Source organism: Riemerella anatipestifer (assembly GCF_009932355.1).
Classification (GTDB): Bacteria; Bacteroidota; Bacteroidia; order Flavobacteriales; family Weeksellaceae; genus Riemerella; species Riemerella anatipestifer_E.
Map to the genome: position 1 here is coordinate 12,652 of NZ_LEKU01000022.1, position 23,110 is coordinate 35,761.

Below are 23,110 nucleotides of genomic sequence, written 5' to 3' on the forward strand. Positions count from 1 at the left end.
ACTCTCATGAAAAAGCATTTATTTTTATTGTTTTGGCTGTTCTCTTTAGGGAGTTGGGCACAGAGTTTACCCTCCACGGAGAATTACATTTACACTAAAATCTGTTTATCTGCAGATTGTGTAAAGAAGTCGGAGACGGTACAATACTACGATGGACTGGGCCGACCTAAGCAAATAGTAGGTATAAAAGCAACGCCGAAAGGACGAGATATCGTAACTCCTATTGAGTACGATGCTTTTGGCAGACAAGCCAAAGACTATTTACCCATTCCACAATCGGGGACATTGGGAGGCAACATTTATGCTAACCCGCAGTCCAACGCTTCGGCGACTTATGGAAGCGAGAAAATCTACGCTGAGAAAATATTTGAAAATTCGCCATTAGACCGTGTTTTGGCACAAGTGCAGGTGGGTAACGATTGGAGCAACAGGCCCATTAACTTTGGATATGATGCTAATACCACTGCCGATGCAGTAAAAAAATATACCACGAGTACCACATGGGCTGATGGTGCTACGGTATCGATACTTACTTTGAGTGGTGTTTATGATAATGCTCAACTGTATAAAAATACCGTAACCGACGAAGATGGCAACACGACTATAGAATTTAAAAATGGAGAAGGTCAAACCCTCCTTGTTAGAAAAACGGATGGAACTCAAAATATAGACACCTATTATGTGTATAACGAGTACAACCAGTTGGCATTTGTTATTCCACCTTTAGCAGCTGCAAAACCAAGTCTTAGCACCTCAGACCTAGACGCACTCTGCTACCAATACCGCTACGATGGCAAAAACCGATTGGTAGAAAAAAAGCTGCCAGGGAAAGGTTGGGAGTGGATGGTGTACGACCAGCAAGACCGCTTGGTATTATCACAAGACGCACTACAGAGAGGGAAAGAGTGGTTCTTTACCAAATATGATGCCTTGGGTAGGGTGGTTTACACAGGGCTGTTTAGCAATACCGCTTCTAGGGTAAGTATGCAGACCGCCCTTAGTAATATGAATGTGAATAGAGCCAATAACGAAAGGCGTACAGACGCTCCCTTTACGCTTAATGGGGTTACAGTCTATTACACTAGAGAGGCATTTCCTAAGAGCAGTTTTAAACTGTTATCCGTTAATTATTACGATACCTATCCAGCAGATGCTCCAGCAGTGCCTACTGATATTATGGGGCAGGAAACCTTAAAACCTACCATAACCAATAATAGGAGTACTAAAGGCTTGCCTACCGCTATTTATTTGAAAAACTTAGAAGACGATGCTTGGACGAAAACCTATACCTATTACGATACCAAAGCCCGCCCTATAGCAACTCATAGCATTAACCATCTAGGAGGCTATACCAAAATCGAATCTTTGTTAGATTTTTCTGGCGTAGCACTAAGCCAAAATACTATACATAAAAGAGATGCGGGAAGCTCAGAGGTGAAAGTAGCAGAACGGCTAACTTACGACCACCAGAATAGGCTTTTGCAACACTACCATAAGGTAGATAGCGGAGTAGAAGAGCTATTAGCAAACCATACCTACGACGAGCTGAGTAGAGTAGCGGTGAAGAAAGTGGGAGGGAGCATAGAAGCACCACTCCAACAGCTAGACTATAGCTACAACATCAGAGGTTGGCTTACCAAGCTCAACCGCCCTGAAGACTTGGGAACAGACTTGTTTGGTTTTGAATTAAGGTATCAGAATCCTGTAGCTTCTGATGCTAAACAACAGCCCCGCTATAATGGTAATATAGCTCAGATGGATTGGGTGAGTCGCCAAGATGGACAACTTAGGCGATACACCTATCAGTACGACCCGCTCAATAGGTTGCGGAATGCCTACTACTCTAAACCTAACGCTACGGTACCCATTACCAATGCTTACAATGAGTACCTTGCGTATGATGCTAATGGCAATATTACCACTCTGCACCGTTTTGGAGGTTCTGACCAAAATATGGCGGTAAAAATAGATGAGCTCACTTATACCTATAATGGTAACCAACTGACCAAGGTAGTAGATGCAACGCGAAACATCAGTGGCTACCCGTTGGGAGGTAATGCAATAACCTACGATGCCAATGGTAATATGACTAGCCTGCTAGATAAGAAAATAAGCCGAATAGGCTACAATACGCTTAACTTGCCTAACCAAGTGCAGTCCGCAGCAGGGAACTTATCTTATACCTATAGAGCAGATGGAACTAAACTTAAAAAAGCTATAGATACGGATGTTACATACTATTTAGACGGTTTTCAGTACAATACTTATACGGAGACTTATAACTTGTCAAATCCAGTGATTTCAGAGCCAAAGCTTTTAGAAAATACTACCCCTAGTATTCCTGAAAAAACAAATAATACAAGGTTAGTTAAAGAAGTTAAGCTCTCTTTCTTTCCAACAGCTGAGGGGTATTATGATTATCTTCATAAGCGTTATGTGTATCATTACACAGACCATTTGGGAAATGTGAGGTTGTCTTATTACAAAGGTTCTAGTAATTTGGTCATAGACAAAGAGTCTAATTATTATCCCTTTGGATTAGAGCATACAGGGTATAATGGTTTGTTGGGTAACCAAAGTTATAATTACAAGTACAACAGCAAAGAACTCCAAACCGAGATAGGCATGTATGATTATGGAGCAAGGTTCTATATGCCAGACTTAGGCAGATGGGGAGTTGTAGACAATAAGGCGGAAAAATACTCCACGACATCGCCGTATGCTTATGCTCTTAACAACCCTATATTATTTATAGATCCTGACGGAAACGAGGTGTATTGTCCAAGTTGTAAAACTGATGCAGATTGGAATTTATTCAACACATATTGGGATAATATGATTTCAATGGTGGGCGGTAATATATATACTGGTACGAATATCCCATCAAATATCCAAGTAAAGGGAAGTTATACTGAGGATTTGAAATTCCGTCCAACAATAACTGTAAATGGACAAGTACAGGATTTACCTGCCATTGAAAATAGGAGCAGATTAGATGTTTTTTCAGAATTCTTTACCCCAATTATTGAAATTCCTGCAATTGTCTTAACAAAATCAAGTTGGTTTTCTAGGAATATTGTTAATCCTATTAAGTCTCTATTCTCAAGCGAAGGAAAGGCAAGTAAAATTGCAGAACCAGTTACAAATACAATTTATAAGCGACCTAATAATGCGACGACTTCAGCACAACGTGCAAGTGTTCAAGGAGAGCCTTGTGTCTCGTGTGGAGAAACAGCACCAAAAATGGTTGCAGATCACAAAACACCATTAGTAAAGGAGCATTATCAAACAGGAACAATAGATAAATCTAAAATGAAATCAGTTGATGCTGTTCAGCCACAATGTCCCACTTGCTCTGCAAAGCAAGGAGCGGAAATGAGTAAATATTCTAAAGAAATGAAAAAAATAATAGAACAAAGAACAAATGGACAATAAGTATTTAGAAGAACAACGGGCAATTTGCAAAAAATACGGTCAAGATTTTTTTAATACTAGCCTTGAATTAAAGATTGGAATATCTGATAATTTTGATAGTGGAGAAATGCCTTTAAATGGGTTGAGACATTTTCCTGAAGGAGATACTTCAGGTTGGTATATTTGGGCAGGAGAATATTCTACATCTGACAATTTTTTTAAACCAATGCACATTTTTCATTTATTTAAAAGTTTTCCTGAAATAATAAAATATTTAGGTCTTCCGCCGGGAAATAGATTTTTAGTGGATAATCAAGGATATGAAGATGTTTGGTTTGATGACAATTTATTAGTTTTTGACACTCAAAAATCATAAAATATCCTCGCTTTTGCGAGGGACTATTACTTTACAAAACGGCTGTATTTTTATTAAAGAAGTCTTTAAATTTTCGGTATGCTTATCTCTTGTTTGTTGCATCGGTCTTGCGTAAAACTTCCATCCCGATAGAAATTTTCCTCTATCGGGATGGAGATTTTTTTCCATTGAGGAGGAAAAAAGTTTGGAACGGGGAAGAAATTTTGTTAGCTTTGGATAGTAATAATTTTTTAATTGTAATATTATGAAATACAATTTGGTACAAAGATAAAAACTCGGAGATGCGGAAGCCTCAAAGAATTGGTACGCCCAATAAGAGAAAAAGAATCTGAAATCTATAGTAATACGATAACCTACGACGCCAATGGTAATATGATTAGCCTACTAGATAAGAAAATAAGAAGAATTACTTATAATATTTTAAATCTACCTAAGGCAGTGGATATGATGAATCCCTCAACGGGACGCTTGGCACTTGAATATGGACATTATATAAGCTATGGATATAGAGCCGATGGAGCTAAAATAGGTAAGGTTTTAAATTATAGTAGTGAGTATGTAGGTGGTAGTTACTCAGAAAAATGGGATTATTTAGACGGTTTTCAATATCGTTTTTTTAAATATTTAGGCACTAGAGAAGAACCTATTTTAGAGATAGATTTAGAAACAGGACAAACGATAAAGAAAACTAAAGGTGAGTTTGTATTGCAGTTTTTCCCAACCTCTGAGGGGTATTATGATTATCTCCATAAGCGTTATGTGTATCATTACACAGACCATTTGGGTAATGTGAGGTTGTCTTATTACAAAGGTTCTAATAATTTGGTAATAGACAAAGAGTCTAATTATTACCCCTTTGGATTAGAGCATACAGGGTATAATGGTTTGTTGGGTAACCAGAGTTATAGTTACAAGTACAACAGCAAAGAACTCCAAACAGAGATAGGCATGTACGATTACGGCGCAAGGTTCTATATGCCAGATCTAGGCAGATGGGGTGTTGTGGATGGATTAAGTGAAGGAAGACCAAATATGTCTCCTTATCGTTTTAGTTTCAATAACCCTGTAAATTCAATAGATGCAACGGGTCTTTGGGAGGATTGGGTTTATAACTATGATAGAAACGAGATATATTGGAATGATAATGCAACGAGCCAAGCAACAGCTGGAGTGAATGAGACTTATCTTGGTAAATCTGGAACATATACAGCGGAAGACGGCTCTACAACTGCATTGTATTCTGATAGGTCTCATGTCAATAATTCTTTGCTTGGAGGACTGGGAATAATGAACAATCTAGATCCTTTAATACAAGCGGGAGAAAATGGACCCTACCAAAGTATTCTAGCTTTTGGTACTTCTGGGGACGGCTCTTATATCAGAGAAACACCGTCTTTGAATTCTCTAGAAGGAGCAATGAGTAGTCCATCAGGACAATTGGCAGTTGCAGGATTATATGGGTTACAAGGAGGGCTTATGGGAATTGGTGCAGAATTAGTCCTGTCAAAAATTGGTTTAGCAACTAAACCATCTCTATCTACAATTGGTTCTATTGCAGGTGATGGTTTGGGTAGTTTAGGAGTACAAACTTCTTTTTCATCAGGAGGAGTTAGTATGGGACAAGCCATAGAAATGGTACCGTCAAACTTTTCTTATATAGGTGGATTAAATAAAGGTGATGGATTTAAGTTTGCGGATCCTGCAACGAGAGGAAGTAATCAAATTTTAATAGAATTTGGTAATCCTGCTTCAAGAGATGTTTTACACAGAGGACCATACATAAAAGTTAATCAAGGTGGTTCTTATATAGAGAGAGTTCCATTACAAGGTAACCCAGTTCTAAATATAGGAAGATGATGGATATAGAAAGAAGAATATTCAAAAATGTATTATGGGATACAATAGAAGATTATACTAAGTTATTACATCTTTTGCCTAGTATATATAACGATATTAGTGAACAATATGATTCTGACTTAAAAGTAGCAAAAAAGATATTATTATTTTTTGTAGAAAATAATTATGTTGCTTTGTTCTATGAGGATTGGAGATATCCCAATAATTATTTTGAAGTTCCGAAGGATAAATCGTTAAAATTATTGATAGAAAACTCATCTTGGGAAGTACCTACCCAAAATGATTTATGGATTACCGTAAGTGCTACTCCAAAGGGAAAAGAATTATATTATAGTGATAGAGTAATGGATGAAAGCTTTAAAGTTCCTCAATTATTTTAAATGTGGAAAGAGTAATATATTTTTGTGTATTAGAGTTAGACTTATATCTTGTTTGTTGCATCGGTCTTGCGTAAAATTTCCATCTCGATAGAAATTTTACTCCATCTAGGAGGAAAAAGTTTGGAACGGAGAAGAAATTTTGTTAGCTTTGGATAGTAATAATTTTTTAATTGTAATATTTTGAAATACAATTTTTTACAAATAGAGAAACTCGGAGATGCGGAAGCCTCAAAGAAGTGGTATGCCCAATAAGAGAAAAAGAATCTGAAATCTACAGAATACGATAACCTACGACGCCAATGGTAATATGACTAGCTTGCTAGATAAGAAAATAAGCCGAATAGGCTACAATACGCTTAACTTGCCTAACCAAGTGCAGTCCGCAGTAGGGAACTTATCTTATACCTATAGAGCAGATGGGGTCAAAGTTAGCCAACAGAGGACTATATCTAATGGATTTATCCGTAAAGACTATATAGATGGCTTTCATCATGAGACCAAAGAGGAGACTATGTATATAGGGATTCCTGTAGAGCCACAAGAACCTATATTATTAGGGGATAGTTTTGAGAAAAAGCCTACACCACCTTCTTATGGCACCCAAACGAATATTACGCAGCGTCTATTGTTTTTCCCAACAGCTGAGGGGTATTATGATTATCTCCATAAGCGTTATGTGTATCATTATACAGACCATTTGGGAAATGTGAGGTTGTCTTATTATAGAAGTAGCAATGGTAATCTTACTATAGACAAAGAGTCTAATTATTATCCATTTGGATTAGAGCATACAGGGTATAATGGTTTGTTGGGTAACCAGAGTTATAATTACAAGTACAACGGCAAAGAACTCCAAACCGAGATAGGCATGTACGATTACGGTGCAAGGTTCTATATGCCAGACCTAGGCAGATGGGGTGTTGTGGATCCTTTGGCAGAGAAGATGCGTCGCCATAGTCCTTATAATTATACATTTAATAATCCAATTAGGTTTATAGACCCAGATGGAGCAGCACCTGAAGATCCACCTTCTTGGTGGAGAACAACAAAATTTGTACTGCGAAATCCAATCATTGCTCAAAATATTGGATATTATGAGAAAGGTTCTCAAAATATTTCTACAAATGCTCAAAGATTTGCAGGAAGGCTTGGTTTTACACCTGACAATCAAATCGCAGTTGAAGGTAATGCTGTAAATGCCTTTAGGCACGTATTGTGGCAATCTCAGATAACAGCTCAATATGGTGCAGGTATAGCAAAGCAAGCAGGTGATGCACACGAAGAAAATCCAAATGCAGCAACAGGCAGTAACTTTAAAACTACTTTTAGCACATTATTAGCAGCTGATGAAACAATTGATTTGATGAATAACGTAATTGGTAGGGCTATAGGTAATGCAACAAAGGGAAAAGATATGCAATTTAGGGCATTAGTTACATTAGAATATTTTAAAGAAAACGGTTTATGGACAGCAACACCTATAACAAATGATAAGGGTAAAATAGCAGGCTATACTATTGGACAAACCAAGTTAACACAAGAGCAGTACGACAATGCTAAAAAAATAATAGGTGGCTTGAATGCAAATGGACGTACAGCCGATGAACAAAAAATATACGATAATAAAATTAAAAAAGCACAAGAAAATATGAAGAGTATGGCAGAAGGTGCAGGATATTAAAATCATAAGAAATGAGAAAGTATTTATTAATATGCAGTAGTTTATTATTATTTTTCAGTTGCTCTAAATATAAAAAGTCAGAGTTTGAAAAAGGAATTGAACTGAAATATGAATCTGTCTGCAAGGGTTCTGATAGTTGTACTATAAACATTAAAGAAACCACTTCTTTTAGTTGGGATAAAATGTTTGTCTTTAAAACTTCTGCAAGCCTTGAAATCATAAATGAAGCATTAGGGTTTGCTTATCCGTATTATGAAGATGTTGCAGAAAGAGTAATATTTGTAAAGAATAATAAAGTTGTATACCACGATGATTATTACCCAACTTTCGATGACGATGTATATACTTCATTAGTCTTTGATTTATCAAATGGACTAACTTTCAAATCATTTAGTCCAGATAGTGCAATATTCAAAATTGAGAAAAAGGAAGTAGAAAACAAGCAAACTTATTTTGTTTTAAGTCAATAAGAAAATTGGTCGTGTCGTGTCGTTTATGAGAGTTACTGATGCTAAAATAAACTAAAAAATGTACTATCAAACTGTCATAAAAAGGAGAAATAAGTTTCGGGGTTTCTTTAGACCTACGACGGAGACACGACGGAGCGATGACGGAACGGTACATAATAAAAAAAGACTGTCAGAGTGGCAGTTTCTCCCAACCTCTGAGGGGTATTATGATTATCTGCATAAGCGTTATGTGTATTATTACACAGACCATTTGGGAAATGTGAGATTGTCTTATTACAGAAGTAACAATGGTAATCTTACTATAGACAAAGAGTCTAATTATTATCCATTTGGTTTAGAGCATACAGGGTATAATGGTTTGTTGGGTAACCAGAGTTATAATTACAAGTACAACGGCAAAGAACTCCAAACCGAGATAGGCATGTACGATTACGGTGCAAGGTTCTATATGCCAGACTTAGGCAGATGGGGTGTTGTAGATCCGTTAGCAGAGGAGACTATGGAGCTATATTCTTATGTGAAGAATAACCCTATCATGCTTATAGATCCAACAGGAATGGAAGCGGAAGATCCAGAAGACCCTCCAAAAAAATCAAAGTATATAGGACAGATTTATAAAGATGGTACGGGTACCTTTGTAGGAGGAAAGGATGGCTCTTGGAATGCAACAAGAAATGATGGTTCTAAAGAAACTATAATACCAGAGGTGATTATTACAAAAAGTAATTCGGGCGATTTTGTTAAGAATACTTTGGATAAAGTAGGAAATGTAAATGATGTTATTGATAATACAGGAAGCTCATTACAAGCTAATTCTGGATTAACCAGATTAGGATCAAATCGGAAATTATATTTTGAAACGTTAAATGGAGGTGTGTTTAAAGGTAATCAATATGTGTCTACTATATCCGTTGCTAAATATGGTTCAAAAATGACTAGAATAACTGGTCCTATAGGACATACTATAAGTGTAGGGCAAATAGGCTATGGTATTTATAAAGATGGAGGGGATTTTGGTAATAATGCTAAAATTGCTACTGGAGGTGTTGCTGGAGGAACTATAGGCGGTATTGGAGGTGCTTGGGGAGGAGCAAAGTTTTTTGGAGCTATAGGACTATTTATAGGAGGACCTCCAGGAGGTGCTATAGGAGGTGTTTTAGGTGGAATAGTTGGAGGAGTTGCTGGAGGATATTATGGTGGAGAATATGGAGAACAACTTACGAAAGAGTATATTAAAAAATAAATTATTATGGAAAGATTTTGGAATTATATACATGTCAGTGTTTTTAAGTTTGCTATCTCATTTTTCAATTTGTTTTCGAAAATAGATCCGATTAATCTTATATTAAGAATACCTTTTATAGTTAGAGCATACGAGAAAAGAGGAATAAAAAATCCAAGTAAACAGATTGATAATATTATTTTCAGAGACAAGGAGGCGGGTTGGATAGTTACGTGGGCTGGTATTCAAATGGGAGGATTGTTGGTTTTGATAGAATATAGTTTGTTTAATTTTTTACAGGCTATTTTAGGTAGAATGTTAATACAATATATTTGGGAGAATATTGTTTACAAGTTATTATTTGTGTTTGGATCTTTAGTTATTCCGGGCATAATTAATTATTATTCTTTATGGAAAAATGAGAAATATCTTGATTATTTTAAAAAATTTGAAAAAGAATCGAGGTCTACTAGAATTAAATGGTTTTTAATTAGCATAGTTGTAATTGTAGGAATTTTATTATTGTTAATATTTAGCTTTTGGCTTTTATCGGTCGTGTATCAAAGTTAGTGATGCTAAAATAAATTAAAAAATGCACTGTCAAACTGTCATAAAAATGAGAAATAAGTTTCGGGGTTTCGTCGTATCTACGACGCAGACACGACGGAGCGATGACGGAACGGTACATAATAAAAAAAGACTGTCAGAGTGGCAGTTTCTCCCAACTTCTGAGGGGTATTATGATTATCTCCATAAGCGTTATGTGTATCATTATACAGACCATTTGGGAAATGTGAGGTTGTCTTATTACAAAGGTTCTAATAATTTGGTAATAGACAAAGAATCTAATTATTATCCATTTGGCTTAGAGCATACAGGGTATAATGGTTTGTTGGGTAACCAAAGTTATAAGTACACTTTCCAAGGGCAAGAGAGGCAGGATGAGACAGGTTGGCTTAGTTTTAAGTGGAGAAATTACCTGTCTGATATGGGAAGATTTTTTAATATAGATCCTCTTTCTGAAAAATATGCGTATCAATCTCATTATAATTTTTCAGAAAACAGAGTTGTTAATGCAAGAGAACTTGAAGGATTGGAAGCTATTCCAGCAGATAATTTCAAAAAATCAGATCAAATGCTGGTTATTTCTGCTATTGGTCGTGCTGATGGAATCTATGGGGATGGGATTAAAGATGGGAAAACGCTTTATAGTAATTTGCCATCTCATTTAAAAAACGATGATGGTCTTGCCTTTATAGGTTCTAAGTATCAAGTAAACGGTCGTGTAATCACTTATGCTGGCTCGGATACTGGGATTACAGCTCATCATATCGCACAAACAATTGTTAATTATCGTTCTGTTAATCCAGAAGGTAAAGTCGCTTTAATTGGTCATAGTTTAGGAGGAAAAGATGTTTTAGTAGCTTCCAATTTGTTGTCTAATAATTCGGAGGTAAATAATCAGGTAAATTTGGTTATGGCATTAGAAGCGGCTTCAATTGATGGTAGAGGAAGTGCATTTTCTTTGAAATTGAATGGGAATGCACAAAATATAATTAACATTAATTCCTATAATTCTTCAATGAAAAATGGAGGTGGATTAACTACTAATTCTTTTCAAAATTCGACAACGATAAACCTTCCGCAGGGAACAGATCATACAAATATGGATAACTCGTTTGGCTCCGTATATTGCCCCTATTTTAAATTATATGAATAAGGGAATGAATCCTGTTGACTTGATAAATAATATCAATTTCAATGGGATGAGAATTTTAAACAATGGTGATTTGGATCCTAATAAGAAAAAAGGAACATCGGGCTCTTAAATTTATTATTATGTTACATAGAATGATATTACCTATTGCTATTTTAATTTCTTTCTTGTCAATTGGGATAAGTTATAATAATTCTCCAACACACAGTATTTTTATTTTTTTAGTTAAAACTATCGAAAATAATTTATTGAATGGTTTTTTCATTAATTTTAAAGACTATCCAATGGATTTCAGTTTGATAATAATAGAGATATTTTTAGTTTTCTCATTCTTTATTTATTCAGTTATATTAAATGGAAAAAAAATAAAAATAATGTCAGTAATCCTTTTAATGATTGTATGGTTGAAAAATTTTATTTTGTTAGATTTTGTTATAGATCAAAATAAATATTTTTTTTCATCAATTCCTTTTATAATATTGTCTTTATATTATTTGGTTCTGATGATTTTAAAAAAGGAGATTAGAAAAAATGATTCATGATAAAAAATATAGAAAGGAAATTATATACAAAGAGTCTAATTATTATCCCTTTGGATTAGAGCATACAGGGTATAATGGTTTGTTGGGTAACCAGAGTTATAATTACAAGTACAACGGCAAAGAACTCCAAACCGAGATAAGCATGTACGACTACGGAGCAAGGTTCTATATGCCTGATATCGCTCGCTTCGGAACTCAAGACGCTTTAGGAGAGATGTATTATAGTCATAGCCCTTATGGTTATGTTGCAAATAATCCGATTCGATTTATCGATCCTACGGGAATGTGGATTGATATAAAAGATGGAGATAATACATATCGCTATAACAACGGAAAACTTTATTCTCAAAATGCAGAAACAAAAAAATGGGATATAGAAGTAACTGTAACAGGAGATAGTTATGCAGGTCAAATATTATCTGCCCTTAATTCAATTACAGGAGGGGATAAAGATTCTTTTGGAAGTATATTTTTAGGACTTTTTGCAAATGATAACATTAATACAACTATACAATCTAGCGAAGGAACAAATTTTGAGGGCAAAAATGGAGCATTTACGGATGGCTCTGGAATTGTAACTGCTTTTAACCAGGAAGTTAAACCTTATACATCAATGTTTGGGGAAAAAAGCAAACAAACTCAAAGTCCATTCCATGTAACATTATTTCACGAGATTGGACATTCATTTTTAAATCAAACATTTTCACGCTCAGAACTTGGAAAGTCTTGGGTGGATGGTATAAAAAATGGACTTCCTAAAGATATATCTCAGGCTGAAATAGCAGCATCATATATGGAGAATCTACTTCGTTCCGAACAGGGTTTGCCTATTCGAACAAGTTATAGCCCAGATGCACAAAGTGCTAGTACTTTGGTTGATATCAAAAGTATTAAATGGCAACCTACCGTACGAAGTACAGGACCTGATAATTTTAAGATCAATTTAAATACCCGAGTATTTACAATGCCAAATCAAGTTCAAGTGATATATAACAAAATAATGAATAGTAAAAAATAAGGAAATGAAAAAATGTATTTATTTATTACTCTTATCATTGTGTTTTAATTGTAATCCTTTGTATGAAGAGTATAAGAATTTAAATAAAGAAATATCTAAAAGTAAATTGTATAAAGAGCAACTTAAAATTTTAAGACCTATTCTTTCAAAGCAGAAAAAACCTGTTATCTTAATAATTAATTGGAAAAAGAATATTTTGAAAAAAGATGGCTCTTTATATTATTCGGCTTTGTTATATGACTCTTCAAACAAAAAAATAGGGCTATTTAGGACTACAGAAAAAAAACCAGAAGTAGTAATTGCTACAGAGGATTTATCTGATAACCATTTTAAAGAACTTTTACATATATTGGATAATTACCTTAATGGTAATGAAGCATATTTGCTATCTCTTCAAGATTCTTTCAGTTGTTCTGAGAGCACTCCGTATTATATTTATGATTTTATAAAAAATAAGAAACTTGAGATAAATTCCTTCTTTTTTAATAAAGATGGTAAAATAATACAATAAAACAAATGCAAAATTGCAAAGTCTCTCTACTTCGTAGCAGATAGATAAAAGGAACCCTCTCAAAGCGAGGTTTTTATTGAGCTATATTTTTATTAAAGAAATCTTTAAATTTTTTGGTGATGCTTATCTCTTGTTTGTTACATCGGTCTTGCGTAAAATTTCCATCTTGATGATATGGGAAGATTTTTTAATATAGATCCTCTTTCTGAAAAATATGCGTATCAATCTCATTATAATTTTTCAGAAAACAGAGTTGTTAATGCAAGAGAACTTGAAGGATTGGAAGCGGTTCTAATTAATGACAATACTGTTGAATGGAGAGTTAAAGTTGAAAACAATCTTGGTTATTACTATAGTGAAACTCTTCTAAAAGATGCAGGAGGTATTTTAAGTCAAAATGGATTAACTGTTAAGGTTATTGAAGATTCTAATGCGAAGTTTACAGTTAACTTATCTCCTGCCATAATACAGAATACAAAAGATGGTCTAGTTGTAATAAATGGTTATACACAAATGGATGGAAATGTTTATGATGGTACTGTAGTCTCTAAAGATAACCCGAGAACACTTGCTCATGAATTGGGGCATAAAGCGGGATTGCCGCATATTTTTGATGCTGAAAGTAAAGTTTCTAATACGGAGGAAAATAAAAAAAATCTGATGAATTCAGGGGCAAATACTATAGAAACATTGCAGGATAGTAGTGGAACTAATTTAGTACCATCTCAAACTATGGATATGAAAAATCATATTAAAATTACTAGTGAAAATAGAGAAAGGAAAGAACAAGAACTTCAAAAATAGAATGCAAATGAATCCCTTTAGAATAATATTTTCTTTAATATTTTTATTGACCATTGTATCTTGTCAAAGCAAAAAAGTTATCAATTTTACTAAGTATAAAAATATAACTCAAGGAGATAAACAAGAAATCAATAAATATATTTTAGAAGCTGAAAAAATGATTTCCAAAAAGGAAAATGAAATTATTTTAATGTTTCAATATAATTGCTTTTTTGAGTATGTGGTTACAGTAAATAATATCTACAAAGAGGATTTTCCTAAGGATCCAGATAAAATTCATTATGGACAAAAAATCATAAATTATAATAAAGATTTAGGTAAAATTAAGATAAAGTTATCTGATGGACAAAATTTTTCAATATTACAGAAGAAGGGATATGACTATATAACAATATGTTACAATAAAAAAACAGAGAAAATTTATATACATTATTATGATTACCCTAAAATTCTAATAGAGGAATAGAACATCCAAGTGTTTCTTTGAGTAGTTTAATATTATGGATTGCGAAAAGTATCAAGGAGATTGAAGATATGTTCGGAATGTAATAAAAAATTATCTTTTTTAGTTTTCAGTTGTTAAGAAATGGTTAATAGTTTAAAATATTTAAGTTTAAATCTCTTTTGTTCAAAAATATGGAGAGAGTTTGTTTTAGAATAGCCAAAGAAACTAATTATTATCCCTTTGGATTAGAGCATACAGGTTATAATGGTTTGTTGGGTAACCAGAGTTATAATTACAAGTACAACGGCAAAGAACTCCAAACCGAAATAGGCATGTACGATTACGGAGCAAGGTTCTATATGCCAGACCTAGGCAGATGGGGTGTTGTAGATCCGTTGGCGGAGAAGATGGCTCGCTATAGTCCTTATAATTATGCTTGGGATAATCCAGTTATGTTTGTAGATTATGATGGAATGTTTGCTACGCCTCCAGACGATTATATTGATGCTTCAACAGGTAAATATTTAGGGAGTGATGGAGCTGTAACTAAAAATATTCGAGTAATATATAAAAATGATTGGAATGATATAACATCTGAGAATGGAGGCTCCTTGTCAACAATAGCAACACAGGCTCTACAATCTAGAAGTTCAATAGTTACCGTTAATAATACTCAAATAAATTCGGATATAAATAATGCTAATAATGAAACTATTGCAGATCAAACCAAAGAGCGACAAGTTTGGGTTGGTATTGAAGTTATGAGAGGGGAAGTGCCAACAGCACAAGTTACTTCTGTTAGAGGTCCTGATGGAGTAGATGGAAAAACGACTATAACAATGGATCAACGAAGAGATGCGCTAGGGAATATTGTGAAACAAACATTTACAGGTACTAAATTGATTCCAATTGCTCAGGTACATACACATAATACTACGCAAGATCCTAATCTTATAAATTTACCAGGAACATCTGCTTTAGATAAAAGTACCTCAAGTTCGTCCACTGGATTTAATATTCCAATATATGCTATAGACTCTTATACAGGAGTGCAAGCGAATGGAAATGCAATACATAGAGTTATGCCAAATGGTGCTGAAACTAAGAATATTGGTACTACTAATGCAAATAATATCGGTCAAGAATCATTAATCCATTTTATAAATAGACAAAAATATCCATAAATGAAAAAAATCCTATTAATCTTACTATTGAATTTTTACTTGTTTAGTTGTTTTTCACAAAAGAAAACTTCAGATATAATATATTTCCTACCTAGTTCTGTCACCGAAATTCTTAACCAAGAAATTCAAAAAAGAGGTATAAATAATAAAGTCTATATAGTTTTAGATAAAGAAAATGTGGATACTTATGTTTTATATTTGAATAGCCTTTCTAATTCTTCAGAAAGTTTTTGGATAGATAATAGTAATCGGTCTGTTTTTGTAGACAAAAATTTAGTTCCTCTTTATTTTTATACAGATGAATATTTTTCATTTGCAGAAAAAGGAGAAATTGTATTGAAGAAATTGGGTACGGAGGAAAGTATAAAAAAAATAATAGCAATTCGAGAAAATACATTTTCTATAAAATTTAAAGCTAATGGGGAAGTTATAAAGTGAAAAACAAAATAGATTTAGGTATTAGAATGAAAACAAGTGAGATTTTTCAGAGATTATTTGAAAGTGATTTAATAGATAGTGAATTAGGGATAATTGAACTCTTGGAAGAAATTTTATTAGCTTTGGATAGTAATAATTTCTTAATTGTAATGTTTTGAAATACATATTGGTACAAAGAATAAAGCCGGTATGCCTAATAAGAGAAAAAGAATCTGAAACCTATAGTAATGCGATAACCTACGACACTAATGGTAATATGACTAGCTTGCTAGATAAGAAAATAAGCCGAATAGGCTACAATACGCTTAACTTGCCTAACCAAGTGCAGTCCGCAGCAGGGGACTTATCTTATACCTATAGAGCAGATGGAGCTAAACTTAAAAAAGTTATAGATACGGATGTTACATACTATTTAGACGGTTTTCAGTACAATACTTATACGGAGACTTATTACTTGTCAAATCCAGTGATTTCAGAGCCAAAGCTTTTAGAAGATACTACCCCTAGTATTCCTGAAAAAACAAATAATACAAGGTTAGTTAAAGAAGTTAAGCTCTCTTTTTTCCCAACAGCTGAGGGGTATTATGATTATCTCCATAAGCGTTATGTGTATCATTACACAGACCATTTGGGTAATGTGAGGTTGTCTTATTACAAAGGTTCTAATAATTTGGTAATAGACAAAGAGTCTAATTATTATCCCTTTGGATTAGAGCATACAGGGTATAATGGTTTGTTGGGTAACCAGAGTTATAATTACAAGTACAACGGCAAAGAACTCCAAACCGAGATAGGCATGTACGATTACGGCGCAAGTAGTTTATCAATCGTTAGGAATAAGCAGTTTGAAAAATATAGAATTAGAGCATTTGGATATTAAGAAAGGAGAAATCTATGTTCCAAGTGGTACAACTTTAAATGCAAGGACTTTAAAACTTCAATCTTCACAAATTTTAATCATGCAGGATTATTTACAGTTCCATCATGAAACGATTGTACAGCACATTAAAGCAAATGAACATAAATTATTCCCTCTAGGAGAAAAAACAAAGTTTTCGAGTATCACAAAGCTATTATACGAGGAATTGAAATTGATAAACTACAAAGTCCAGAGCTTACATCACGTTAGGGCATCAGTTATTGGAAATTGGTTAAAACAGTACAGTTTAAGGAAAATCCAGATAATGACAAGATATAGAACAATTTTAAGTACAGAACATTATTTTCGGGACAATCTGGAAAATCTCCCTCCTTTTTAATAATATTATTGTCAAAACAAATATTTTGATGGAATATTTTGCATTTTTGTATAACTGTAAAAAACTAAAAATATTTAACATGTCAGAAATTGCAACAAGTGATAAAATTTTTCTACATTATTTAGGAGAAATAAATTCAACAGATATAGACTTTATTAAAGAAAAACTAAAGGAGGTTAATATTGAATTTATGGCAAGAAATAGTAGTGGAAGCACACAAAATAGTTTAGATGCTTATTCACTAGATACATTTTATGTTGTTGCTGCCCCATTTATTTATGATTTATTGAAACATGTAGGAGAAAATACTGTATGGGAAAGTTTAAAAGCAATTTTTATTTTCACTAAAAACAAAATTAAGGATAAAAAACTTAATAGAGTAACCAGTCAGGAAATAACCCAAAAGCAGATAAAATTTGGATTAAGAGCTAGTTTAGATAAAAATACATCTTTTAATTTTGAACTAAGTGGAGATTTGAGTGATGAACTTTTTGAAAAATCATTAGATAAAATGTTAGACTTTCTAAGAGAACAAACACTTAATGAAAAATATGAGTTTCCTGCTTATGCAAAATTTTCGGAACAAAATGAGGAATGGGAAGCAGAATTTGAAAGTGATTATATTAAGAAATTAGCAAATAATCCAAATAAATAACTTTTCATTTTGTACTATTTTATTAATCTATATGGGGGGTGCAATTTACCAACCCACGAACAAATACTATTGGAAGCGATACGAGGAAATACTTTTTTGATTCAAATTGATAGCTCAATTTTTTTAGATTTAATTGGTATTGTTAATAATCGCAATCTTCCAAAAAATAATATAGAAAGAGCGATAAACTTTATTGAATATCAACAAACTCACAAAGTTGATGTTTCAGCAGCACTGGCTGTACAAGAATTAGTGTTAGATAGGAATTCTAAAAAATATAATATAGAAATGTATAGTGATTATGCTAATAAATTTCTTTTTTCATTGAACCTCTCAAGAAAACAAATATTGAATAGAAGTTTTTATTACGATGAAAATTTTTCAAAAAAAAGACATGAAATACCTCCTATGGATTATGGAGATATGAGAGTGAATATTTGCAATAGGTCTTATGTAGTATTATTGAAAATAAGAGAAATTGTATTCAAAAATGGTGTAAATGAAAGGAACGCTTTAAAAAACATTCAAGAACTGTTGCATTGGATGAAATATGAATTAGGTATAATGATGGCATTTGAATTACAATTGGCAGTTTATATTTTGGGAGGAATTAATGATTTTACTGAAATGATATGGTTGAAAAAAGATAAAACCCAAACTTTTCAAAGATTATGGGGAACAGCAATGGACATTTCCTTTTTTAGATTTCTACAAATAATGGAATCTTTCAAAAAAGAATTAGGTATAAATGATATTTCAATCTTTGCAACTAAAGATAAAAAACAATTTAGACTTATTAAAGCTGTTCAGACAACCACTATAATAAAGAATCTTCCTAACAACCCAATTTTATCACAAGTTGAATTGGATATTTCAGGTACATTCTATGGAAAAAATGAAAGCGAGTTTAGATTAATCAGCAATGAGTATTCAGGCTCTATTGATAAAAAAGAATACATATTTAATGAGGAAAATTTGTTATTAAAAATTGAAGAGTTAGAAAAAGTTAATAAAGATTTATAGAAAATATTTGATAGGCTAGAGCCATAATTTTAAAATAATGAAATTAAGAGTATTATACTTAGTCTTACTATTACTATTAATCTGTACAGGTTGCATATCTCAAGAACAAAAAGATGAAGAGCAAATCAAGAAAACCGTTTTAAAATATTGGAAAGCGGTAAGAGAAAATAATTTACCGATGTATAATAGTTTAATTTATGATGCTGATAAGTATCCTGGTGGCACTTCATCTGAATTGTTTTTTTTGAATAAGCACTATAATGAGATTAATGCTAAAAAAGACTTATTAAATGATGTTAAGATAAAGGATACTGTGGATGTCTTTCTTCCAAGTGTTAGTATGAAATATGTTCAGTACACCTATAAAAAGGAGAATGATAGTAATAACCTTAAAAAACCTTTGATAATTACCTTAATGTTTTATAAACCTGTGGGGCTTGATAAAATATATAATTCAGTAATTTTACAAAACCATATTGGTTGGGAAAATAAAAAATAATGCGATTGGAGGTTTAGTAATAGCCCAGAGTCTAATTATTATCCATTTGGATTAGAGCATACAGGGTATAATGCTAAGTAGATATAACTAAAAAAGGGGCTCTGAGAAGCCCCTTTTTTAGTTTTTGATTTATATAATCTATTGATTTATAGATGAAATTGCAGAGAGGAAGGGATTCGAACCCTCGATACAGTTACCCGTATACTACCTTTCCAGGGTAGCTCCTTCAACCACTCGGACACCTCTCTAAAATTGAGTTGCAAATATAGAAAAAATAATCTATTCCGCCATTTCTCCACAAATATTTTTAGAAAAAACATTGCTAAAACTTTCATTAGAATACATAGGATTACCTACAATATGCATTGCTTTAGTAATTGCAGTTTCAGCGGTCATATCCTTACCACTAATAGCCCCTATTTCACTAAAGATATTACTGTTTTCGTACTTACCGAAGGAGATTTCACCCGAAATACATTGGCTAATAATCACGATTTCGGTATTATTATTTCTAATTCTTTTGAGAGTCTCTATCGTTTGTTTATTGTTGAAGATAGTTCCAGAGCCAAAAACTTGGAGAATAAGCACTTTAACATTATCTAGATTAGGCAAATAGTTCCAGTTCATACCAGGGAAAATCCTAAGGAAAAACACCTCTTCTGATAGATGATAATCTACACTAAAAATTTCAGATTTCGGTCTTAAAAGCACTTCTTTATCCACATTAAGATGTACGCCAGACTGTCCAAGTATTGGGTAGTTAGGGCTATGGTAAGCATCAAAGTATTCGGCGGAATATTTAAGAGTTCTATTACCTCGTAGGAGTTTATATTCAAAATAGATAGCTACTTCTTGTATTACCGCTTTGTCATTTTCGTACAAATTAGCGTAGTAGAGGCTAGTTAGTAAGTTTTCTTTGGCATCTGTTCTAAGGTCTCCTATGGGCAGTTGTGAACCAGTTAAAATAACAGGTTTGTCAAGATTTTTAAGCATAAAACTAAGGGCAGACGCTGTGTAAGACATAGTATCTGTACCGTGTAGAATCAAAAAACCATCAAATTCAGAATACTGTTCTTCTATATATTTAGCGATAGTTTTCCATTCTTTTATACCCATATCAGAAGAATCTACTGGAGTATCAAAAGAAGTTACAAACACCTCACATTCCAATAAATTAATTTCAGGAATTTTGTCAAAAATATGATTAAAATTAAAGGGATGGAGGCTACCAGTGGTATAATTTTTTTCCATACCTATTGTCCCTCCAGTATAGATGAGTGATATTTTTCTTCTCATAACTAATTAAAACGCTCGTGCAAATATAATTAGATAAATTTTAAACCAATATCTTAGATGTGGATAATTATTATAGTTTTGTTTATCAGATATATAAAGTTTTTCTTCTTTTCCTCTATTTGGAGAATAGAAAAAATATTATATATTTGCGTTTAATGTGTCACTTAGAGAACATATTTAATTTGAAAACCGAAGGGCAAGGTCCTTCACAAAGATATTGTTATTATTAGAACGAAGCCATTGGCTTCGTTTTTTTTTATAATTTTTTTAAGTTATGCTTACAATTTCAGATTTATCCACAGAGAAAATTAGGTCTCTTTTAGAGGAGGCGCAAGGGTTTGCTAATGGTAGAATAGTTAAATGCCAACAAGAAGTTTATGTATCTAATCTTTTCTTTGAAAACAGTACGAGAACCAAAACAAGTTTTGATGTAGCCGAAAGGAAATTAGGACTCAATGTGGTGCCTTTTGATGTCTCTACAAGTTCGGTAAACAAAGGCGAAACGCTTTACGATACGGTGAAAACTTTGGAAAGTATTGGAGTTGATTTAGTGGTCATTCGCCATAGTCAAGACTTTTATTTTAGGGAGTTGGAGACTATTAACATTCCTATAATTAACGGAGGAGACGGCACGGGCAATCACCCTTCGCAATCTTTGTTGGATTTGATGACGATTTATCAAGAATTTAAAAAGTTTGAAGGATTAAAAGTGGGGATTGTAGGCGATGTTAAACACAGTAGGGTGGCTAACTCAAATGCAGAAGCACTCAGAAGACTCGGAGCTAAAGTCTACTTTTCGGGACCGGAAGATTGGTTCGACGAGGCCGAATTTATCAACGGAACTTATCTGCCTATAGATACTTTGGTCAAGGAGGTAGATGTGGTGATGCTTCTTCGCATTCAGCACGAAAGACACGGAGAGAGAATGAAACTCTCTTTGGACAAATACCACCAAAAATATGGTCTTACTAAAGAGAGAGCTGCTAAAATGAAACCAACTTCTATCATTATGCACCCAGCTCCTATCAATAGAGGAGTGGAAATAGAGTCGGATTTGGTGGAAAGCCCTCAATCCAGAATATTTAAGCAAATGGAAAATGGCGTTTACGCCCGAATGGCGATCCTAAAACAGGCTTTGGAAGACAAAGGAGTGATGTTTAAAACAATATAATCAATCTAAAAACTAATGGAATTGGTTTTTGAAACTATATAAATCTAAAAGTTGAAAATGAAAAAGAAACTAATTTTAGAATCAGGGGAAGTGCTTCACGGCTGGGGATTTGGTGCAAACCTTAACACCGAGGGCGAAGTGGTTTTCAATACAGGAATGACGGGCTATCAGGAGCTAATTTCCGACCCGTCTTATTGCGGACAAATAGTGTGTATGACCTATCCGCTTATCGGAAATTACGGCATCAATCGTGATGACTACGAGTGCATAGAGCCTTCTATTAAAGGACTTATTGTGAAGGAGGTGTGTGATTTGCCTTCCAACTTTCGTTCTCAAATGGCTTTAGAGGAGTTTTTCAGTAAAAAAGGCATTGCAGGTATTTCGGGGATTGATACCCGAAAACTGACCCGAATTATCCGCAATCACGGCGTACTCAAAGGCAGAATTGTAGATGTGGAGGCCGACGAAAACCAAATAATAGCCGAATTAAAAGCCCAATCGCTTCCGACCAACCAAATCGAAACGGTATCCACCAAAACACCTTTTTCTGCACCGGGGCGAGGGTTTAAAGTAGTACTAATCGACTTCGGAGCCAAGTTGGGAATTATTAGAGAGCTATCCCAAAGAAACTGCGATATTACGGTGGTTTCTCACGATACTACGGCGGAAGAAATCCTACTAATGGCACCGGACGGCATTATGCTTTCCAATGGTCCGGGCGACCCGCAAGATGTGCCTCACGCCCACGAAACGGTGCGAAAACTTTTGGGTAAAGTGCCTATTTTTGGGATATGTATGGGGCATCAGGTGGTTGGCTTGGCTTGTGGGGCTAAAACGTTCAAACTGAAATTTGGGCATAGGGGAGGCAACCACCCTGTTTTGGATTTGAGAACCAATAAGGTGGCGATGACTTCCCAAAATCACGGCTACGCTATTGACCAAGAAAGCCTTAAAGATACCGATTTAGAAGAAACCCATATCGCCCTTAATGATAGAACCAACGAAGGCGTGCGTCATAAAAAATACCCTTGTTTTTCGGTGCAGTATCACCCCGAAGCCAGTCCGGGACCAGAAGATGCCAACTATCTGTTCGATGAGTTTGTGGAGATGATGAAAGAATGGAAAAAGTAAATATAGTTGAGCAAATA

At 33.9% G+C, this 23,110-nt stretch carries 24 protein-coding genes and 1 tRNA gene; 23 read left to right on the forward strand and 2 right to left on the reverse strand.

The genetic code is table 11. The features are described from left to right. Positions 1 to 6 precede the first annotated feature (6 nt). From GXW81_RS08125 to GXW81_RS08220, 21 genes are all read left to right on the forward strand, one after another. On the forward strand, positions 7 to 3,435 hold the full coding sequence (locus GXW81_RS08125; RefSeq protein ID WP_161531912.1) for a DUF6443 domain-containing protein: 3,429 nt from the start codon (positions 7 to 9) through the stop codon (positions 3,433 to 3,435). Next, positions 3,425 to 3,790: a hypothetical protein gene (locus tag GXW81_RS08130; RefSeq protein WP_161531913.1), complete on the forward strand. Its 366-nt coding sequence runs from the start codon at positions 3,425 to 3,427 to the stop codon at positions 3,788 to 3,790. The genes GXW81_RS08125 and GXW81_RS08130 overlap by 11 nt, the downstream gene beginning before the upstream one ends. A gap of 300 nt (positions 3,791 to 4,090) precedes the next feature. Further along, a complete protein-coding gene (locus tag GXW81_RS10630) occupies positions 4,091 to 5,647 on the forward strand; it encodes an RHS repeat-associated core domain-containing protein (protein WP_311711311.1) in 1,557 nt (518 codons plus the stop codon). Continuing rightward, positions 5,644 to 6,027, forward strand: coding sequence for a hypothetical protein (locus tag GXW81_RS08140; protein ID WP_161531914.1), 384 nt, complete (start codon positions 5,644 to 5,646; stop codon positions 6,025 to 6,027). Before GXW81_RS10630 ends, GXW81_RS08140 begins: the two co-directional genes overlap by 4 nt. A gap of 307 nt (positions 6,028 to 6,334) precedes the next feature. Next, complete coding sequence (locus GXW81_RS10655; protein ID WP_161531915.1) at positions 6,335 to 7,708, forward strand: RHS repeat-associated core domain-containing protein; 1,374 nt, start codon at positions 6,335 to 6,337, stop codon at positions 7,706 to 7,708. An 11-nt stretch (positions 7,709 to 7,719) separates the two neighbouring features. Further along, complete coding sequence (locus GXW81_RS08150; RefSeq protein WP_161531916.1) at positions 7,720 to 8,178, forward strand: hypothetical protein; 459 nt, start codon at positions 7,720 to 7,722, stop codon at positions 8,176 to 8,178. Positions 8,179 to 8,236: 58 nt separating this feature from the next. Further along, positions 8,237 to 9,421 (forward strand): RHS repeat-associated core domain-containing protein, encoded by a 1,185-nt coding sequence (locus GXW81_RS10635; protein ID WP_161531917.1) that lies wholly within the window; start codon positions 8,237 to 8,239, stop codon positions 9,419 to 9,421. 6 nt (positions 9,422 to 9,427) lie between these two features. Continuing rightward, positions 9,428 to 9,970, forward strand: a complete 543-nt coding sequence (locus tag GXW81_RS08160) for a hypothetical protein (RefSeq protein ID WP_161531918.1) — start codon at positions 9,428 to 9,430, stop codon at positions 9,968 to 9,970. 46 nt (positions 9,971 to 10,016) lie between these two features. Then, on the forward strand, positions 10,017 to 11,120 hold the full coding sequence (locus tag GXW81_RS08165; RefSeq protein WP_260393579.1) for an RHS repeat-associated core domain-containing protein: 1,104 nt from the start codon (positions 10,017 to 10,019) through the stop codon (positions 11,118 to 11,120). 119 nt (positions 11,121 to 11,239) lie between these two features. Next, entirely contained in the window at positions 11,240 to 11,659 is a 420-nt protein-coding gene (locus tag GXW81_RS08170; RefSeq protein ID WP_161531920.1) for a hypothetical protein, read from the forward strand. Continuing rightward, positions 11,649 to 12,677, forward strand: a complete 1,029-nt coding sequence (locus GXW81_RS08175) for an RHS repeat-associated core domain-containing protein (RefSeq protein WP_161531921.1) — start codon at positions 11,649 to 11,651, stop codon at positions 12,675 to 12,677. The genes GXW81_RS08170 and GXW81_RS08175 overlap by 11 nt, the downstream gene beginning before the upstream one ends. Positions 12,678 to 12,681: 4 nt before the next feature. Beyond that, entirely contained in the window at positions 12,682 to 13,188 is a 507-nt protein-coding gene (locus tag GXW81_RS08180) for a hypothetical protein (protein ID WP_161531922.1), read from the forward strand. A gap of 174 nt (positions 13,189 to 13,362) precedes the next feature. Further along, positions 13,363 to 13,992 (forward strand): reprolysin-like metallopeptidase, encoded by a 630-nt coding sequence (locus GXW81_RS10360; protein ID WP_185153019.1) that lies wholly within the window; start codon positions 13,363 to 13,365, stop codon positions 13,990 to 13,992. A 7-nt stretch (positions 13,993 to 13,999) separates the two neighbouring features. Beyond that, positions 14,000 to 14,458, forward strand: a complete 459-nt coding sequence (locus GXW81_RS08185) for a hypothetical protein (protein ID WP_161531923.1) — start codon at positions 14,000 to 14,002, stop codon at positions 14,456 to 14,458. A 170-nt stretch (positions 14,459 to 14,628) separates the two neighbouring features. Beyond that, positions 14,629 to 15,621, forward strand: coding sequence for an RHS repeat-associated core domain-containing protein (locus GXW81_RS08190; protein ID WP_161531924.1), 993 nt, complete (start codon positions 14,629 to 14,631; stop codon positions 15,619 to 15,621). Continuing rightward, positions 15,622 to 16,059: a hypothetical protein gene (locus GXW81_RS08195; RefSeq protein WP_161531925.1), complete on the forward strand. Its 438-nt coding sequence runs from the start codon at positions 15,622 to 15,624 to the stop codon at positions 16,057 to 16,059. It abuts the gene before it with no gap. 154 nt (positions 16,060 to 16,213) lie between these two features. Beyond that, complete coding sequence (locus GXW81_RS08200) at positions 16,214 to 16,939, forward strand: hypothetical protein (RefSeq protein WP_161531926.1); 726 nt, start codon at positions 16,214 to 16,216, stop codon at positions 16,937 to 16,939. Continuing rightward, positions 16,905 to 17,318, forward strand: coding sequence for a hypothetical protein (locus GXW81_RS08205; RefSeq protein ID WP_079207748.1), 414 nt, complete (start codon positions 16,905 to 16,907; stop codon positions 17,316 to 17,318). The genes GXW81_RS08200 and GXW81_RS08205 overlap by 35 nt, the downstream gene beginning before the upstream one ends. Positions 17,319 to 17,346: 28 nt before the next feature. After that, a complete protein-coding gene (locus GXW81_RS08210) occupies positions 17,347 to 17,973 on the forward strand; it encodes a hypothetical protein (RefSeq protein ID WP_161531927.1) in 627 nt (208 codons plus the stop codon). 69 nt (positions 17,974 to 18,042) lie between these two features. Continuing rightward, positions 18,043 to 18,996: a hypothetical protein gene (locus GXW81_RS08215; protein WP_161531928.1), complete on the forward strand. Its 954-nt coding sequence runs from the start codon at positions 18,043 to 18,045 to the stop codon at positions 18,994 to 18,996. Between the two features lie 37 nt (positions 18,997 to 19,033). Next, positions 19,034 to 19,495, forward strand: coding sequence for a hypothetical protein (locus tag GXW81_RS08220; RefSeq protein ID WP_079207755.1), 462 nt, complete (start codon positions 19,034 to 19,036; stop codon positions 19,493 to 19,495). 161 nt (positions 19,496 to 19,656) lie between these two features. On the opposite strand, the gene GXW81_RS08225 is transcribed toward GXW81_RS08220, so the two are convergent. Next, positions 19,657 to 19,743: transfer RNA gene (locus GXW81_RS08225), tRNA-Ser, on the reverse strand. Positions 19,744 to 19,774: 31 nt separating this feature from the next. Next, positions 19,775 to 20,791, reverse strand: a complete 1,017-nt coding sequence (locus tag GXW81_RS08230) for an asparaginase (RefSeq protein ID WP_161531929.1) — start codon at positions 20,789 to 20,791, stop codon at positions 19,775 to 19,777. A gap of 274 nt (positions 20,792 to 21,065) precedes the next feature. Between GXW81_RS08230 and GXW81_RS08235 the strand changes: the two genes are divergently transcribed. Next, a complete protein-coding gene (locus GXW81_RS08235; RefSeq protein WP_161531930.1) occupies positions 21,066 to 21,962 on the forward strand; it encodes an aspartate carbamoyltransferase catalytic subunit in 897 nt (298 codons plus the stop codon). 57 nt (positions 21,963 to 22,019) lie between these two features. Further along, positions 22,020 to 23,093, forward strand: a complete 1,074-nt coding sequence (carA, locus tag GXW81_RS08240; RefSeq protein ID WP_161531931.1) for a glutamine-hydrolyzing carbamoyl-phosphate synthase small subunit — start codon at positions 22,020 to 22,022, stop codon at positions 23,091 to 23,093. Positions 23,094 to 23,110 lie beyond the last annotated feature (17 nt).